Origin of the sequence: Saccharothrix coeruleofusca, from assembly GCF_014648515.1 — a bacterium.
GTDB classification, from domain to species: Bacteria; Actinomycetota; Actinomycetes; order Mycobacteriales; family Pseudonocardiaceae; genus Actinosynnema; species Actinosynnema coeruleofuscum.
Map to the genome: position 1 here is coordinate 51,944 of NZ_BMRG01000016.1, position 17,388 is coordinate 69,331.

Here is a 17,388-nt window from a genome sequence, read left to right on the forward strand (position 1 = left end):
CCATGGGAGAATCCTCGTTCACCTGCGGTGGCGATCTCCACCTGAGCGACGACGACCCCCGCGACGCGGTTGCCGCCCTCCTGCGCGCCGCCCGAGAGTTCCCGCACTCGGGTGTGGGCACATCCCATGGCCTGCAGACCTATCCGGATCTCCTGGCCCTGGCTCGCCGCATGACCACCCGCCTCCGGCGGTCGGGGGTGACCAGCGGTGACCATGCCATCATCGCAGGTCTGCCGCTGACCGCCTTCTTCCCGGCGTTCTGGGCGTGCCTGCTCGGCGGGATCAAACCGGTGGTCATCGCCGATCCGCCCGCCCGCGGCCCGGCCCACGACCGGCTGATCCACACCTGGAACCTGCTCGGCAGGCCACCGGTGATCACCGACACCACCGGCGCCGCGGCCCTGGACATCGCGACCATCGACATCTCCGGGTGCGAGGACGAACCGGAAGCCGAGCAGGTCCACCACCCGCAGGAGGACGACGTCGCGCTGTTGGTGCTGTCATCCGGCAGCACTGGCGCCCCCAAGGCCGCGCAGTTGACGCACCGCGCGCTGGCCGAGATGGCCGCGGGGAGCGGACGTGTCCTGGGCATCGATCCGCCTGCCGTCTCGCTGAACTGGTTGCCCATCGACCACAGTGGCGCGCTGCTGCTCTACCACGTGGCCGAAGTGTTCGCGGGCTGCACGAACGTCCACCTGCCGACCGGGGATGTGCTGGCCGATCCGCTCACCTGGCTCGACGCGCTGGCCGAGTGGCGGGCCAGCCACACCTGGGCGCCCAGCTTCGGCTACCAGCTCGTCGCCCGCGCCGTCGAGGCCGCGGGCGACCGGAGCTGGGACCTGAGCGCGGTCCGCTCACTGGTGTGCGGCGGTGAGCAGATCACGCTGTCGATGGTGGACCGGTTCTTCACGGCCACGGCACCCTTCGGGCTGACCCGCGACATGTTCGTGCCGACCTGGGGCATGGCCGAGACGACGACCGGGATCACGCATGGCGGGTTGCACGTGCGGCACGTGCTCAAGTCCAGTCTCGGCGCAACCCTGCGGTGGGCGGAGGGACCGGGCCCGGACAGCTCGACATTCGTCACCGCCGGCTCGCCCGCCCCCGGAGCGGCCATCCGGATCGTCGACAGCGACGGCAACCCGCTGCCCGAGAGGCGGATCGGCAGCCTGCAGGTGTCCGGCAACCGGATCACCACCGGCTACGCCAATAATCCCGAAGCCACGCGGGCCGCGCTCTCCAGTGACGGGAAGTGGCTGCACACCGGCGACCTCGCGTTCATCGACGAGGGCGTGTTGGTGATCACGGGCCGGGAGAAGGACGTGATCATCCTCAACGGGCACAACGTGTCGTGCCACGAGGTCGAGGAGGTCGCCGGTTCCGTCGCAGGCGTCCCGGCCGGTGGCGTCGGCGCGTGCGGCATCTCGAACCCGGCGACGGGCAGCGACGAGCTGGCGGTCTTCTTCGAGGACAACGGCGTTGATACCGCCAGGATCCAGCGTGACATCAGGGCGGCCGTGTTCACGCGCCTGCGGCTGACCGCCGCGCGCGTCATCCCCGTGCCCGCTCGCGACTTCCCCCGCACGAGCAGCGGCAAGGTGAAGCGCGGCGCGCTGCGGGAGCTGGTCGAGCCGGACGTGCGCGCGACCGTGAGCGACATCCTGGGCCAGGAGATCGACGAGCACACGCCGTTCTACGAGCTGGGCCTGACCTCCGTGACGCTGATGCAGCTCAAGGCCCGCCTCGAAGAGCGACTGGGCGTGAGCATCGAGAGCACCGCCATGTTCGAGCACCCGACCGTGGCCGCGCTGACCGCCCACGTGATGGGCAGGCCACGAACCGGGCCCGCCACGGCAGAGGCGCGCCAGGAGGACACCAGGATAGCGATCATCGGGATGTCGGCGAGGTTCCCCGGCGCGTCGACGATCGACGAGTTCTGGCGGAACCTGCGCGAGGGCGTGGACAGCGTCGACAGGTTCACCGACGCCGACCCCGATGTGGTGCCAGTCGGCGGCACGTTGGCCGATGTGGACGTGTTCGACGCGGAGTTCTTCGGGATGTCCCCGGCTGAGGCCGAGCTCACCGAGCCCGACCACCGGCTGTTCCTGGAGTGCGCTTACCAGGCGCTGGAGCACGGCGGATACGCCGCCACCGGACCAGACCTCCGGGTGGGCGTCTACGCGGGTTCGGGCATGCACCTCTACGGTCACCAGGACCTGCTCCGGCCCGCCCGCGACGTCCCGACCGCGATGCAGGCGACCATCGGCACCCAGCCGGACTTCCTCGCGTCCCGAGTGGCCTACCGGCTCGGCCTCACCGGACCCGCGATCGGCGTGCAGACAGCGTGCTCGACGGCTCTGGTCGCCGTGCACCTGGCCGTGCAGGGACTGCTGAGCGGCGACGCGGACATGGCGCTGGCGGGCGCCGCGGCCGTCCGCGTGCCGCAGGAGGCGGGTTACCGGCACTTCCCCGGCTCGATCCTCTCCGCCACGGGGCGCTGTCGGACGTTCGACGCCGAGGCCGACGGGACGGTCGGCGGCAACGGGGTCGCCGCCGTGCTGCTGAAGCGGCTCGACCGGGCCATCGCCGACGGTGACACCGTGCACGCCGTGATCCTGGGGACCGCGGTGAACAACGACGGCGCCACCAAGGTCGGCTTCACCGCGCCGAGCGTGTCCGGCCAGGTCGCCGTGGTCCGCGAGGCCCTGCGCAGGGCAGGAGTGTCCGGGGAGACGATCTCGTACGTCGAAGCGCACGGAACGGGCACCGCGCTCGGTGACCCGATCGAGGTCGAGGCCCTGTCCAGGGCGCTGCGCGCGGACACCGACCGCACCGGGTTCTGCACGCTCGGCTCGGTCAAGCCGAACATCGGCCACCTCGACACCTGCGCCGGGATGGCCGGTCTGATCAAGACCGTGCTGATGCTCCGGCACCGGGAGTTGGTGCCCACCATCAACCTGCGCGAGCCCAACCCCGAACTGCGCCTCTCGGACGGTCCCTTCGTCCTGGGCACTCGGCACCAGCCGTGGACCACGAGCGGCGGGCCGAGGCGGGCCGGGGTCAGCGCGCTGGGAGTCGGCGGGACCAACGCGCACGTGGTCCTGGAGGAGGCGCCTGCGGTGATTCCCGCGACCGCCACCGGTCCGGTGGTCCTGCCGCTGTCCGCGCACACTCCGGCCGCGCTCGGCCGACTGGCCGGGGAACTGCGCGACCACCTGGTGGAGCACCCCGAGCTGTCCGCAGCCGACGTCGCGAGCACCCTGGCTCTCGGTCGTCGGCACCTGGCTCACCGGACGGCCGTCGTCGGCAGGACGGTCGCCGAACTGGCCGACGCCTTGACCGAACTGCCGGAGCCCGCCGGTCGCGGCCCGATCGTGTTCGCGTTCTCCGGTCAGGACACCCTCCCGACCAGCGCCGACTTCACCGGTTTTCCGCGCTCGCAGGAAGTGCTCGCCGCTTGCGACAGCCCGCAGGCCCAGCCGAGGCTGTTCGCCTTCCAGGTCGCTCTGGTGGAGATGTGGCGTTCGCTGGGCGTCGAGCCGGACATCGTCACCGGGCACAGCGTCGGTGAGTACGCGGCGCTGTATGCCGCCGGAGCGCTGACGTTCGAGGACGGGCTGCGGCTGACCACGATTCGCGGCGAGCTGATGTCCGCCACCGAGCCCGGCGGCATGGTCGCCGTCGTCGGTGATCCGCCCGAGGTGGATCGGATCGCCACGAGGACCGGCACCGAGATCGCCGCTGTGAACGGACCGGGGGCGTGCGTGCTGTCCGGATCTGCCCGCGCCCTCGAAGCGGCGATCGAGCTGCTCGACGAGCAACGCATGGTCTGGCGGAGGCTCGACGTGGACCGCGCGTTCCACTCGGCCCTGATGGAGCCGATCATCGAGGACTTGCGCGCGAGCGCGTCGGGTGTCGTTCTCGGACCGTTGCGGAAGACCGTGATCAGCGGCTTGGACGGCACGCCGTTGGCCGCGGTGGACGCGGATTACCTGTGCGACCACGCCCGGCGAACGGTGCGGTTCGACCGGGTCCTGTCCACGCTCGCTGACGCTGGGTTGTTCGTCGAGATCGGTCCCGGTCGCGTGCTCACGGGCATCGCCCGCAGGGCGCTTCCCGGAAGCCGCTGGGTACCGAGCTGGGGCACCGAGCTCGCCCTGCCCACCGCCCTCGCCGAGGTCTACCGGACAGGTGTGACGCCGGACTGGAGCGGAGTCGTCAACGGTCGTCGTGTCCCGCTGCCAGGTTGTCCGCTGCAGCGCACGCCGGTAGCTCAGCCCACGGCCCCGGAGCAGGCTGACGAGTCCAGCCTCGACGTGGTCGGCTCGCTGCTGGCCAAGCAGCTGGGTCTGCCGGAGGTGGATCCCGACCGGTCGTTCGTCGAGCTGGGGGCCGACTCGCTGACGCTGATGAGCGTGGTTCGCGAGCTGGACGTGAGGCACGACGTCCGGGTTCCGGTGCGGGAGCTGTTCGGCGAGACCGACACACCCCGGAAACTCGCCGCCAAGGTCGGGCGGGCGCTTCCCCGCACGGCGACCGAGCCCGCTCCCGAGCCACTCCGACCCCAGCCACCCCGGACCGAGCTGCCAGGGCCCCAGCCGCCCCGGACCGAGCTGCCGCCAACCGGACCTGCCCGAACCGAGCTGCCCCTGGCCGAGGCGGCGGACACCGACGTGTACGCGGTCATCGAGCGACAGCTGCGCATCACCGAGCGGCTGACCACCGAGATCTCCCAGCTCATGGCCCGTCAACTGGATCTCCTCGGGACGAGGGGAACCCCGCGGCCGCCTGCCGAACCGGATGCGAAGCCGGTCGCGAAGCCGGATGCGAACCCGGTCGTGAAGCCGGTCGTGAAGCCGCTGCCACAGGTCGACGTGCGCCCGCTCGCCACGACGCCGTGGCCGTCGCGAACCGCGTGCGACTTCAGCCTGTACTTCTTCGGCGACTACCCCGACGAGACCGCGCAGGACAAGTACCGGTTGATCACCGAGGCGGCCAGGTTCGCCGACGAGCACGACTTCCACGCCCTGTGGCTGCCCGAGCGGCACTTCCACTCCTTCGGCGCCCTGTTCCCGAACCCGTCCGTGCTCGCCGCCGCGCTGGCCGCGCAGACCAGCCGCGTCAGGTTGCACGCGGGCTCGGTCGTGCTCCCGCTGCACCACCCGCTCCGGGTGGCCGAGGAGTGGTCCGTCGTGGACAACCTCTCCGGTGGTCGGGCGGGCCTGTGCGTGGCGAGCGGCTGGCACGCCCAGGACTTCGTGCTCGCACCGGAGAACTACGGCAGGCACCGGGAGGAGCTCTACACGCGCCTGGACACCGTGCGCAGGCTGTGGTCCGGTGAGGCCATCACGGCCACCGCGGGCAACGGCGAGGTGGTCCAAGTGCGATCCCACCCTCGGCCCGTGCAGCAGCAGCCGCCCATGTACGTGGCGGTGGTCGGCAACCCGGAGAGCTACCGCAAGGCAGCGGCCGCGAACGTCGGTGTCGTCACGAACCTGATGTCCCAGACGGTCGAGGAGCTCGCGGCGAACATCGCGCTGTACCGGCGGACGAGGGAGGAGCACGGTCTGGACCCGGCCGCGGGTCGTGTCGTGGTGCTGGTCCACACCTACGTCGGTGATGACCCGGACGTGGCACGCGCCGAGGCTTTCGAGCCGTTCTGCGCGTACCTCCGCTCGTCGCTGTCGCTGTTCAACCAGGTGACGAACAGTCTCGGCGTGGACATCGACCTGGAGAGCGCCGCCGAGGACGACGTGACCTTCCTGCTCGAACAGGCGTACCAGCGCTACTGCGACTCCCGCGCCCTGATCGGGAGCCCGATCAGCTGCGGCAAGGTGATGGACGACCTGCTCGCGGCCGGGGTGGACGAGATCGCGTGCTTCGTCGACTTCGGCGTCGCGACCGAGAAGGTGCTCGCCGGTCTGCCCGCGGTGGACGAACTCCGGCGGGTGTACTCGCAGAAGAGGCAGGAGACCAGGGTCGCCACTCCGGCCGAGCGCCGGATCTGGTTCCTCGAGCGGTTGCACCCGGCGCAGCGGGTCTACCACGAGCCGAAGGCCATCCGGTTCGTCGGCCCGCTGGAGGAGCAGGCACTGCTCGGCGCGCTGGCCAAGGTGATCGCCCGGCAGCCGGCGCTGCGCAGCGTCTTCCACGAGATCAACGGGGAACCGCACCGGGTCACCCGTCCCGATGTGACCATCGACTGCCCGGTCATCGACTGCGCGGGGCGTTCCGAGGAGGAGTGCCTGCGGGAGGTGATGGGCACCGCCGGGCGCGAGGTGTTCGACCTGACCACCGGTCCGCTGCTGTCCGCCCGACTGCTGCGGCTCTCCGCCGAGCACCACGTGCTGTTCCTGCTGGCGCACCACATCGTGTTCGACTCGGCCTCCACCGTGGTGTTCCTCAGGGATCTCGCGGCGTTCTACAAGTCCTGGCCCTCGGACGCGGCCCTCCCCGCGATCAAGGAGATCGCCGTCCCCGAGCAGGACCGCGAACAGGACGTCGAATTCTGGCGGGCCCACCTGGCCGACGCCCCCGAGCTGCGACTCCCGACCGACCGCCCCCGGCCCGCTGTGCGAACCGGCGAAGGCGCGTTCCTCACCCGCGAACTGGCCGGTGACCTGCGCGAGTGGATCCGCGAGTTCTCCGTCGAGCAGCGGGTGACGCCGTTCACCACCCTGCTGACCGCCTTCGCCACCGTGCTGTCCAAGTTCAGCGGCCAGGACGACCTGGTCATCGGCACCGGCCTGTCAAGCCGCCCGAACGACGACGTGATCGGCATGTTCGTCGACACGATCCCGCTCAGGATGGACCTGTCGGGTGACCTGCCGTTCGCCGCGCTCGCCCAGCGGCTCAACGCGTCCACCATGGACAGCTACGAGCACAGCGGCGCTTCGTTCGACCGCTTGGTCAAAGAGCTCAACCCGGACCGCGATCCGGGGCGCAACCCGCTGTTCCAAGTCCTGGTCGAGTACGAGAACGCCGGTGCCGTCGACTTCGACCCGCCCCGGCTGACCGCGACCCCGCTGGACGTGCCCAGCGACCGAGCGCCGATGGACCTGGTGCTGTACCTCACCAACGCGGCCGACGGCGTGCGGTGCGTGGTCGAGTACGACACCGCCCTGTTCGACGAGAGCACGATCCAGCGGATGCTCACCTACTTCGAGCACGTGCTGCGGTCGGCCAGAGCAGGTGTCCCGGCGGAGATCACCGCCGAGGACCGGCACCTGCTCGCGCGCTGGGAGGGGGCTGATGCCGACAGTTCCACGGCTTGCCTGCACGAACTGGTCGACCGACGGGACCCCGACGCGGTGGCCATCACCGGCCCGTTGGGTGAGATGACCTACCGAGAGCTCGACGAGCGCTCGAACGGGATCGCTCACGTCCTGATCGACCACGGCGTGTCACCGGGCACGTTGGTCGGCGTCCACCTGCCACGCGGTCCCGAGCAGATCGTGGCCGTGCTCGGGGTCCTCAAGAGCGGAGCCGCTTTTCTGCCACTCGATCCGTCGCTCCCGCTGGAACGCCTGCGGTTGTTGATGGACGATTCCCGTGCCGCGGTTCTGCTCACCGATCGAGCGCGGCAGTCCATCGCCGAGGTGCCGACGTTCTTCGTGGAGGACTTGGGATCGTCCGCGGTGCCACCGCCGAACAGCACCAGCCCCGACGATCTCGCCTACTGCATCTACACCTCCGGTTCCACGGGACGCCCCAAGGGCGTGCTCGTACCGCATCGTGGCCCGGTGAACCTCGTCCGCCAGCACGGCAGGCACCACCCGCCGACGCGCACGCTGCAGTGGGTCTCCCCCTCGTTCGACGTCAGCGTGTACGACATCTTCACGACACTCGCGTCCGGTGCGGCGCTCGTGCTGACCGAGGACGAGATCCGCTACGACCCGGCCGCGGTCGCGGAGGTGATCCGCACCTACTCGGTCGAGCGCGTCTGCATGCCGTTCACCCCACTGCTGCACCTGCTGGAGCCGGTGCCTTCGCTGCCGTCGCTGCGGGAGATCGTCTCCGTGGGCGAGGAGACGGTTCCGACGCCAGCCGTGCACGAGTTCCTGGCGGCGCACCCGGAGTGCGTGCTCTACAACGCGTACGGGCCCACTGAGGCGTCCATCCTGGCCACCGTCCACCGGGTCGAGCTCGGTGACAGCAGGCCGCCGATCGGCCGACCGTTCGACGGCGTCCGGGTGCAGGTGGTCGACCCCGCTGGGCGACGCGTCCCGATCGGCGCGGTCGGCGAGATCCAGCTCGAAGGCGTGTGCGTCGCCGACGGGTACCTCGACAGGCCCGCCGAGACCGCCGCGGCGTTCGTGGCACCGCGCCGGTACCGCACCGGAGACCTCGGACGATGGCGTGCCGACGGCGTGCTGGAGTTCCACGGCCGCACCGACGACCAGGTCAAAATCCGGGGCAACCGGATCGAGCCCGGTGAGACCCGGCACGCCCTGCTGCAGCTCCCCGGAGTCCGGGACGCCGCGGTCGTGGTGCGGGACGGCGAACTCGTGGGCTACGTGGTCACCGACGACGATCCGGCCGACATCGCGTCGTCGCTGTCCCTGGTGCTGCCGTCCGCCCAGGTCCCGCGCCGCTGGGTCAGGATGGAACGACTGCCGCTGACCTCCAACGGCAAGCTCGCCACGTCCCAGCTGCCCGCACCGTCACCGGCGGAGGTCGCGCCACCCGCGACCGCGTTGGAGAAGACCCTGCACGCCCTGTGGCGAGCCGAGCTCGGCAGCGCCGACATCGGTGTCGACCAGTCGTTCTTCGAACTCGGCGGGCACTCCCTGACGATGGTCAGGTTGCTCAACCGGATCACCGCCGAGACCGGCACCGAGGTCTCGATGACCGAGTTCCTGCTCAACCCGACGATCCGCGGCCTGGCCGCCAAGCTCGTCGACCGGGTGCCGCTGAGCTGCGCCCAGCGCAGGCTGTGGCAACGCCACCACGCCCGCGTCGACTCGTCCGTCTACAACGTGGTGTTCCGGGTGGACGTCAACGGGCCGCTGGACGTGGACGCGCTGCGCCGAGCGCTCTCCGAGCTGGTTCAGCGGCACGCGGCACTGCGCACCCGGTTCTTCAGAACGCACCAGGAGGTCCTGCCGCACGTGCCGGTCACCGTGCCGGTGGAGGACCTGCCCGATGACCAGGCTCGGGTGCGCGACTGGTTCGTGTCCCAGGCCAGCGCGGAGTTCGACCTCTCCACCGCCCCCCTGTTCCGCGTCCGCGTCGGCCGTGTCACCGACGACAACTGGGTGCTGGCCGCCGTCTTCCACCACATGATCTTCGACGGCTGGTCGGCCGGGATCTTCTGGCGCGAGCTGTCGGCCCTGTACAGCGGAACGCCCCTGCCGCCGCCGTCCGCGCAGTACCCGGACCACGTCCGGTTCGAACGAGCCGCGGTGGCAGGCGACGAGGAGCTGAGGTCCTTCTGGTCCAGGGAGCTCGCCGGGGCGACGCTCCACCCGACCCTGCCTTACGACAAACCGCGTCCGAAGGCGCTCTCCGGCGCGGGCGCGCTCGTCCACCGCAGTGCTCCGGTGGCCTCGGTGCGGGCAGCGGCATCGGCTTCGGACACCACACCGAACGTGATCATCGCCCAGGTGTTCGCCCAGTGGCTGTCGGAGGTGAGCGGCCAGGACGACGTGGTGCTCGCCACGTCCAGTTCACGCCGGACCAGGCCGGAACACGAGACCATGATCGGTTACGTCGGGGAGGCCGTGCTGGTCCGGGTGCGCAGGGGCGATGATGTCGCCACCCGCCTGTACGCGGCGCTCGACCACCAGGAGCTGCCGCTCAGCGAGGTCGTGCGCACCGCCATCCCGGACGAGGCGGACACCCCCTACCCCGCGGTGCTGTTCACCGTCATCACGACCCCCGCGCCCACCGTGACCCTGGGGTCCGCGGAGACCGAGATCAGCGGTCACGGCGTTCCGGGGCAGGCTCGCACCGATCTGTACTTCGTGTTCACCCTTGGTGAGGGGGAGATCGTCCTCGACGTCGAGTACTCGACGGAGCTGTTCCACTCGACCACGGTGGAGAACTGGGCGGACCAGCTGATCAGCCGGCTGTCCTGAGCACCGCGCGGGCGCGCTCCGGGAACACGCGACCTCGACCGCCCGGAGCAGGCGGTTCGCCCGGCGGGGGTTCCACGCGGCGAGGGCACGTCCTGGCCGGAAGGGCTGGACGTGCCCTCGCCGCCGGTCAGAAGGCGTAGCGGACGCGGAGGTAGGGGGCGTGCGTGGCGATCAGGGACAGGAGCTGGTCCAGGAGGGCGCGCTTGAGCCCGGAGCGGTAGCGGACGTTCACGCCGCCGCCCTCGCTGCGCTTGCTCTCCTGCAGGTCGGGCCGCCACAGCAGCTCCTCCGCGCGCGGGTGCCAGCCCAGGTTGACCTCGTGCAGCGCCCGGTTGTGCGTCAGCATGATCACCTCGGCGGCCAACTGGTCCCGCGTGGCCGCCGAGGTGGCGTCGCCCAGCGCCACCAGCAGCTCGGCCCAGTCCTCCAGCCACCCGTCGTGCACCACGACCGGGCTCAGGTTGACGTGCACCTCGTACCCGGCGGTCACGAAGTCGTCCAGCGCGGCCAGCCGCCGCGCCACCGGGCTGGTGCGGATGTCGAGCAGCTTCGCGGTGCGCTCGGGCATCAGGGAGAACCGGACGCGGGTGCGCCCCTGCGGATCCCAGTCGAGCAGATCGCGGTTGACGTACTTGGTCGCGAACGACGCCTTGGCGGTGGGCAGCCCGCGGAACAGCTCCACCAGGTCCCGCACGTTGTCGCTGACGAGCGCGTCCACCGCGCCGTCCGAGTTCTCGCCGATGTCGTAGACCCACGCCCGGTCGTCGACCTGGTCGGGCGTGGTCATCGGACCTTGGCGCGCCACGTGCCGCGCCAGGTAGCCGGTAATCTGCTCGATGTTGGCGAACACCGTGATCGGGTTGGAGTAGCCCTTGCGCCGGGGCACGTAGCAGTAGGCGCACGCCATCGCGCACCCGTTGGCCGTGGAGGGGGCGATGAAGTGCGCGGAGCGGCCGTTGGGCCGGGCGCTGAGCGACTTCTTCACGCCCAGCACCAGGGCTTCGCGCTTGATCCGCACCCAGCGCCGGGCGTTGGCCTCGTCGCCGTGCAGCTCGGGGATGCGCCAGTGGCTGGCCACCTCGACCCGCTCGGCGTCGGGGAACCGGTCGAGCACGGCGCGGCCGCGCGGCAGCTCGGCGGCGGCGGGCTCCACGTAGATGCGGGTGGGTGAGATCAGGGGCGGTGCGGTCACCAGTCCAGTGTCCGAACGGGACCGACAGTTCCGGCACAGGAACGGCGCGAGGTGCCCGGGCTCACCCGGACGTGGCGGCCGGAGCGGAGCGGCGCGCACGGCGGGAAGCGCGTGCGACCGCTCGGCGCGACGCGTTGCGGGCCAATTGCCTACCACCGCGCGACCAGCGCGAGAAGAAATCGACAGCTCGCCGACAGCAATTGAGTCCATTCGGAGCACGACTTATCGGCGATCATTTGTTTTCGATACCCCAATTGTACGTGACGCAGATCACATGAGGTGTATCTAGCTACCTCATTTAAGAATCAACTAACGTCCCGAATCGCCAGCACGACGACGGGAGAACGCTATGCCCAGCGCGGTGGAAGTAGACTACCTGGTGATCGGCGCGGGCCCGGCGGGCCTGCAGGCGGGGTATTTCCTCGCCCGCGCCGGGCGGAGCTACCTGGTAGTCGAATCGGGCGAGGCGCCCGGCACCTTCTTCACCCGCTTCCCCCGACACCGCAAGCTCATCTCGATCAACAAGGTGCACACCGGGTGGGACGACCCCGAGCTGCGGCTGCGCAACGACTGGAACTCGCTGCTGTCCGACGAGCACGCCCCGCTGTTCACCGCCCGCACGCCGCGCTACTTCCCCCACGCCGACGAGATGGTCGGCTACCTGGCCGACTTCGCCGCCACCCACGGCATCGACGTGCGGTACCGCACCCGGCTGGTCCGGATCAGCAGGCCGGACCAGTTCGAGGCCGTCGACCAGCACGGGAACACCTTCCGCGCCAAGCGGGTGATCGTCGCCACCGGCGTCTCGCTGCCCAACCTGCCCACCTTCGAGGGCGTCGAGCTGGCCGAGCGCTACGACGCGGTCAGCACCGACCCGGACGACTTCACCGGTCAGCGGGTGCTGATCGTGGGACGCGGCAACTCCGCCTTCGAGACCGCCGACAACCTGATCGAGACCGCCGCGGTCATCCACGTGGTGGGCGCGGGCTCGCTGCGCCTGGCGTGGCGCACGCACTTCGTCGGCCACCTGCGGGCGGTGAACAACAACTTCCTCGACACCTACCAGCTCAAATCTCAGAACGCGGTGCTCGACGGCCGGGTGGTGGCCATTCGCCGGGATGAGTCGGGATACTACGTGAAAGTCGCGTTCGAGCGGGTCGACGAGGTGGTCAAGGAAATTCGCTACGACCGCGTGATCCTGGCCACCGGATTCCGCTTCGACGCCTCGCTCTTCGCCCCGGAATGCCGCCCCGAGCTGACCATCAACGACCGGTTCCCGGCCCAGACCGAGACCTGGGAGTCGACGAACGTGCCCGATGTCCACTTCGCGGGCACGATCACCCAGGTACGCGACTTCAAGAAGTCGACCAGCGGTTTCATCCACGGTTTCCGGTATGGCGTGCGGGCCTTGCACCGCATTCTCGAACACCGCCACCACGGCGTGGGCTGGCCCACCGCCGACCTCGGCCACGAGGTGGAAGCCGCGGTCGACGAGGTCATCCGCCGCGTCAACACCAGTTCCGCGCTGTGGCAGCAGTTCGCCTTCCTCGGCGACGTGCTGCTGGTCGCCCCCGACGGCAACCTGCGCTACGCCGAGGAGGTGCCCGTGGACCACGCGCGGGTCGCCGTGCCTCGGGGGGACTTCGGGCCGGTCGCCGCGCACGCCGTGATCACCCTGGAGTACGGCGCCGACCACGACGCGGTGGACCCGTTCGAGGTGACCGCCGGCCGCAAGTCCCAGGACGACGTGCAGGGCCTGGACGGCCGCTACCTGCACCCGGTGGTGCGGCTGCACCGGGACGGGGAGCTCGTCGGCGAGCACCACATCACCGAGAACCTGGAGAACGAGTGGGACAGCGAGGCGGTGCACCGCGCCCCGCTGCGGGAGTTCCTGCGCGTCCACCTGGCCGCGCCCGTCCCGGCCCTGCCGTGACCGGCGTGCTCACCGCGCTGCACGACCGGGCCCGCGAGGTGCTCGACCCGGTGTTCTACGACTACGTGGCCGGTGGCGCGGGCGGCGAGCGCGCGCTGGCCGACAACGAGCGCGCCTTCGACCGGCTCGCGCTGCTGCCCAGGGTGCTGCGCGGCAGCGCGGTCCGGGACACCGCGGTGCGCCTGCCCGGCGCGCCCGCCACCGCGCCGGTGCTGGTCGCCCCCACCGCGTTCCACCGGCTGGCGCACCCCGACGGGGAGCTGGCCACCGCGCGGGCCGCCGCGGCGGCGGGCGTCGTGCTGGTCACCGGCCTGGCCGCCACCACGGCGGTCGCCGAGGTCGTCCGCGCGGCCCGCGCGGTGGACCCGGATGCCGCCGTGTGGTTCCAGCTCTACCTCCAGCCCGACCCGGAGGTGACCGAGTGCCTGGTGCGCCGGGCCGAGCGGGCCGGGTGCACCGCGCTCGTGGTCACCGCGGACTCACCGGTGTTCGGGCGGCGCGAGCGGGACCTGCGCAACGGCTTCACCGACCTGCCGCCCGGCTACGCCGCGGAGAACATGCGCGACCTGCCCGGCGGACCACCGGGAGGCACCCGCCCCATCGCCATGTCGCCGGAGCTGTCCTGGGACGACCTGGCCCGGCTGCGCGCCATGACAGCGCTGCCGGTGCTGCTCAAAGGCGTGCTGCACCCGGCCGACGCGCGGCTGGCGGTGGCGGGCGGCGTCGACGGCGTCGTGGTGTCCAACCACGGTGGACGCCAGTTCGACGCGGTGCCCGCCGCGGTCGACGCGCTGCCCGCGGTGGTCGAGGCGGTGGCCGGGCGCGTGCCGGTGCTGCTCGACGGCGGAGTGCGGCGCGGCGCCGACGTGGCGATCGCGCTGGCGCTGGGCGCCACCGCCGTCGGCGTCGGCCGCCCCGTGCTGTGGGGCCTGGCCGCCGAGGGCGAGCGGGGGGTGCGGCGCGTGTTGGACACCCTGCTCGACGAGTACGACCACGCGCTGGCCCTGTGCGGTGCGCGCGGCAACGCCGACCTCACCGGCGACCTGGTCGTGCGCCGAGGGGCAGGCGTGCGGTGAAGGTCCTGCCCCTGCTGGCGGCCGCCGCGGTGCTCACCGCGCCGCGCTGGCTGCCCGGTCGAGTCGTCGACCTGCGCGTCCGGGTGTTCCAGCTGGTCAACGGCGACCGGGTGGTGACGCTGCCCAACGCCGAGCACGGTCCCGAGGTCTTCGAGCGGGTCTACGCCGATCCCGCCGTCAACGGCCGCAGCCGCGGCGCGGGTCTGTCCGACCTGTTCTGGTACTGGCTCTCCCCCGGTCCCGAGGTGCACCAGGAGCACCTGGAGGACGGCCCCCGCTACGACGAGGTGGCCCGCGCCACCCGGCGGATCCTCGCGGGCTCGTCCGCCGCGCTGGCCGAGGCCGCCGCCCGCGCCACGGCCGCCGCGCTGGACGCGCTGCCCGCCGACCGCACCAGCCTGGTGCGGCTGCGCGACCTGATGATGCCGGTGTGGGCGGAGTTCTTCTACGAACTGGTGTTCCGCTCCCCCTGCCCGCGGCGGGCGCGCGAGCTGATCGTCGAGCACGCCGACGACGTCGTCACCTCGCTCAAGTGCACCGGCTTGCGCCACCCGCGCCGCCGCGCCCGGCTCACCCGCTACCTGCGGGCCCGCGTCGAGGCGGGGGACGTGCCGCACGAGCTGCCCCCGTCGTTGAGCACCGCCGAGCGGGTGCACTACCTCCAGGGCACCTTCTTCAACACCGCCGTGGTGCAGATGTCCGAGGCGTCGGCGCACCTGCTGCTGGCCATCGCCCAGCACCCGGACGTGCGGCGGCGGCTGACCGCCGACCCCGACGACGACCGCTACCTCGGCCACGTCATGGACGAGACCATGCGGCTCTACCCGCTGTTCGGCATCGCCCACCGCATCACCACCGGCGAGGTGCGGCTGGACGACCGGACGGTGCTGCCCACCGGGTCGGTGGTGTGCTTCAGCTACCCCGACTACCACGCCACCGGCTACGACCGGCCCGACGAGTTCGACCCGGACCGATGGGAGCGGCTGTCGCTCCGGGAGGCCCACCACATCCCCTTCGGGGTGGCCGCCAACCGGCCGTGCCCGGCGTGGCGGCTGGCGCCGCTGGCCCTGCGCGCCGCGACGCGAGAGGTGCTGCGGCGGTTCCGGCTGGAGTCCACCGCCTCGCACACCCGCTCGATCCCGCACCGGGCGCCGTGCCTGCTCGTGCCGCACGACGCGCCGCCGCGACCGGGGAGGCTGCGGGCGCTGCGGGCCTTCGTGCGGCTGCGCGACCGCTGGGAGGACGTGACGCGCAGCGTCGTCCAGCTCGTGCTGGGCACCGCCATGGTGCTCGACGCCCGCCGCCTGCGGCTCGCGGGCCGGTACTTCGACGCCCAGGACACCGCCGCCGCTCCCCCCGCCGGGCGCTGCCCGGTGGTTCACAGCTGACACGGGAGGCACGTTGACCCCTACCGAATTGGCACCCGCGTTCTTCCTCGCGGTCGTGGTCGTCCTGTTCACCTGCCGGGTCGTCGGCAGGCTGCTGCGCGCCGTGGGGCAACCTCCCGTGGTCGGCGAGATGGTGGCGGGCGTGGTGCTCGGCCCGTCCCTGCTGGGCGCGCTGCTTCCCGGTGTCGAGGCCGAGCTGTTCCCCCGCGAGCTGCGGCCGGTGCTCTACGTCGTGGGCCAGATCGGGCTCGTGGCGTTCATGTTCCGCGCGGGTTGGGAGTTCCGCCTCGACCGGGTGCGCGGCGTGGCGCGCTCGGCGGGCCTGGTCTCCGCGGTGGGCATGGCGGCGCCGCTGCTGCTGGGCATCGGCCTGACCTGGTTGGCCGACGGGCGGGTGGACGTGTTCCCCGACGACGTGCCGCTGCTGGTCTCGATGCTGTTCGTCGGCGTGTCCCTGGCGATCACCGCGTTCCCGATGCTGGCCCGCATCATCACCGAGCGCGGCCTGACCAGCAGCCGCTTCGGCGCCCTGTCGCTGGGCGCGGGCGCGGTGGACGACGCCGCGGCCTGGGTGCTGCTGGCCGGGGTGCTCAGCATCGCGGGCGGCAGCATCGGACCGGTGGCGTTCACCCTCGGCGGCTCGGTGGTGCTGCTGGCCCTGCTGGCGCTGGTGCTGCGGGCACACGGCAGGGCCATCCCGCTGGCCGACCGGATCACCTCGGAGAACCTGCTGCTGGTGGTGCTGGCGGTGCTGTTCCTGGCCGCCTGGTACACCGACGTCATCGGCTTGTACGCGGTGTTCGGTGCGTTCAGCCTGGGTGTGGTGTTCCCGCGCTCCGAGCGGCTGGACCGGGCGGTGGAGGCGCTGCAGCCGGTGGGGGCGCTGTTCCTGCCCCTGTTCTTCACCTACTCCGGGCTCAACACCGACTTCGCGCTGCTGGGCAGCGGCTCGGTGCTGCTGTTCACCGTGGGGTGCGTGGTGGTGGCGGTGGTGGGCAAGTTCGGCGCCTGCTGGTTGGCCGCGCGGGTGGCCGGGGAGCCGCAGCCGGTGGCGCTGCGGGTGGGCGCGCTGATGAACGCGCGGGGCCTGATGCAGCTCATCGCGATCAACATCGGCCTGGCGGCGGGCATCGTCACCCAGGCGCTGTTCAGCGCGCTGGTGGTGGTCGCGCTGGTCACGACGGTGATGGCGACGCCGCTGCTGTCCTGGTTCGACCGGCGCGACCGCGCTCGCGGGACGACCGGGGCCGTGCTGCCGCCCGCCGTGGGGGTGACCTCTCCGCCCGCGTGAGCCCCGCCGGTGGGCAGCGCGCCGCACCCCCGTGCGGCGCGCTGCCCACCGGTCAGTACCGGTGGTGGTAGAGCGACCGGATGACGTGGCGCTCCAGCGCCGGGTCCTCGGCGACCGAGGGCTGCCCGCCCTCCAGGTCGTCCTCGAACACCAGCGCGTTGGCCGCGACGACGTAGGCGTCCGGCATCTCGTTGGACGCCAGCGTGTAGGCGCCGCCCGCCCGGTCCACCACCAGGTTGGTCATCACGGTGGCCAGCTTCACCTCGGAGACCGCCCGGAACACCACGTCGACCCGCGTCGGCGCGTCGGCGCCCTTGTCGCTGCGCAGCACGAGGACGCCGTGCGGGGCCCGGTAGGACCACACCTCGAACCGCCGCGGGAGGGCCAGCGGGAAATCGATCTTCGGCATCGCTCGCCGCACCTCCTCGC

7 protein-coding genes are annotated in these 17,388 nt (G+C 71.6%); 5 read left to right on the forward strand and 2 right to left on the reverse strand.

What is annotated here, in order from left to right:
• The first annotated feature begins 2 nt into the window (after positions 1-2).
• Positions 3-10,079, forward strand: coding sequence for a non-ribosomal peptide synthetase/type I polyketide synthase (locus IEZ00_RS28495; RefSeq protein ID WP_189226532.1), 10,077 nt, complete (start codon positions 3-5; stop codon positions 10,077-10,079).
• 127 nt (positions 10,080-10,206) lie between these two features.
• Here IEZ00_RS28495 and IEZ00_RS28500 read toward each other — a convergent pair whose 3' ends face one another.
• Entirely contained in the window at positions 10,207-11,271 is a 1,065-nt protein-coding gene (locus IEZ00_RS28500) for a spore photoproduct lyase family protein (RefSeq protein WP_209618226.1), read from the reverse strand.
• Between the two features lie 361 nt (positions 11,272-11,632).
• On the opposite strand from IEZ00_RS28500, the gene IEZ00_RS28505 reads away from it, so the two are divergent.
• Genes IEZ00_RS28505 through IEZ00_RS28520 form a run of 4 tightly spaced genes read left to right on the forward strand, consistent with a single transcriptional unit; the run spans position 11,633 to position 16,959 of the window.
• Positions 11,633-13,204 (forward strand): NAD(P)-binding domain-containing protein, encoded by a 1,572-nt coding sequence (locus IEZ00_RS28505; protein ID WP_189226443.1) that lies wholly within the window; start codon positions 11,633-11,635, stop codon positions 13,202-13,204.
• Positions 13,201-14,280 carry an alpha-hydroxy acid oxidase gene (locus IEZ00_RS28510; protein WP_189226444.1) on the forward strand — a complete coding sequence of 360 codons (1,080 nt, stop codon included), beginning with the start codon at positions 13,201-13,203 and terminating at the stop codon, positions 14,278-14,280. Before IEZ00_RS28505 ends, IEZ00_RS28510 begins: the two co-directional genes overlap by 4 nt.
• On the forward strand, positions 14,277-15,668 hold the full coding sequence (locus tag IEZ00_RS28515; RefSeq protein WP_229796169.1) for a cytochrome P450: 1,392 nt from the start codon (positions 14,277-14,279) through the stop codon (positions 15,666-15,668). Before IEZ00_RS28510 ends, IEZ00_RS28515 begins: the two co-directional genes overlap by 4 nt.
• 13 nt (positions 15,669-15,681) lie before the next feature.
• Positions 15,682-16,959, forward strand: a complete 1,278-nt coding sequence (locus IEZ00_RS28520; protein ID WP_189226445.1) for a cation:proton antiporter — start codon at positions 15,682-15,684, stop codon at positions 16,957-16,959.
• A 52-nt stretch (positions 16,960-17,011) separates the two neighbouring features.
• Here IEZ00_RS28520 and IEZ00_RS28525 read toward each other — a convergent pair whose 3' ends face one another.
• Positions 17,012-17,368 carry a hypothetical protein gene (locus IEZ00_RS28525; protein ID WP_189226446.1) on the reverse strand — a complete coding sequence of 119 codons (357 nt, stop codon included), beginning with the start codon at positions 17,366-17,368 and terminating at the stop codon, positions 17,012-17,014.
• Between the last annotated feature and the right edge of the window lie 20 nt (positions 17,369-17,388).

Bases quoted from the DNA above. Each gene is read 5' to 3' on its own strand.
- IEZ00_RS28495 (WP_189226532.1), top strand. From the start codon at position 3: ATGGGAGAATCCTCGTTCACCTGCGGTGGCGATCTCCACCTGAGCGAC.
- IEZ00_RS28525 (WP_189226446.1), bottom strand. From the start codon at position 17,368: ATGCCGAAGATCGATTTCCCGCTGGCCCTCCCGCGGCGGTTCGAGGTG.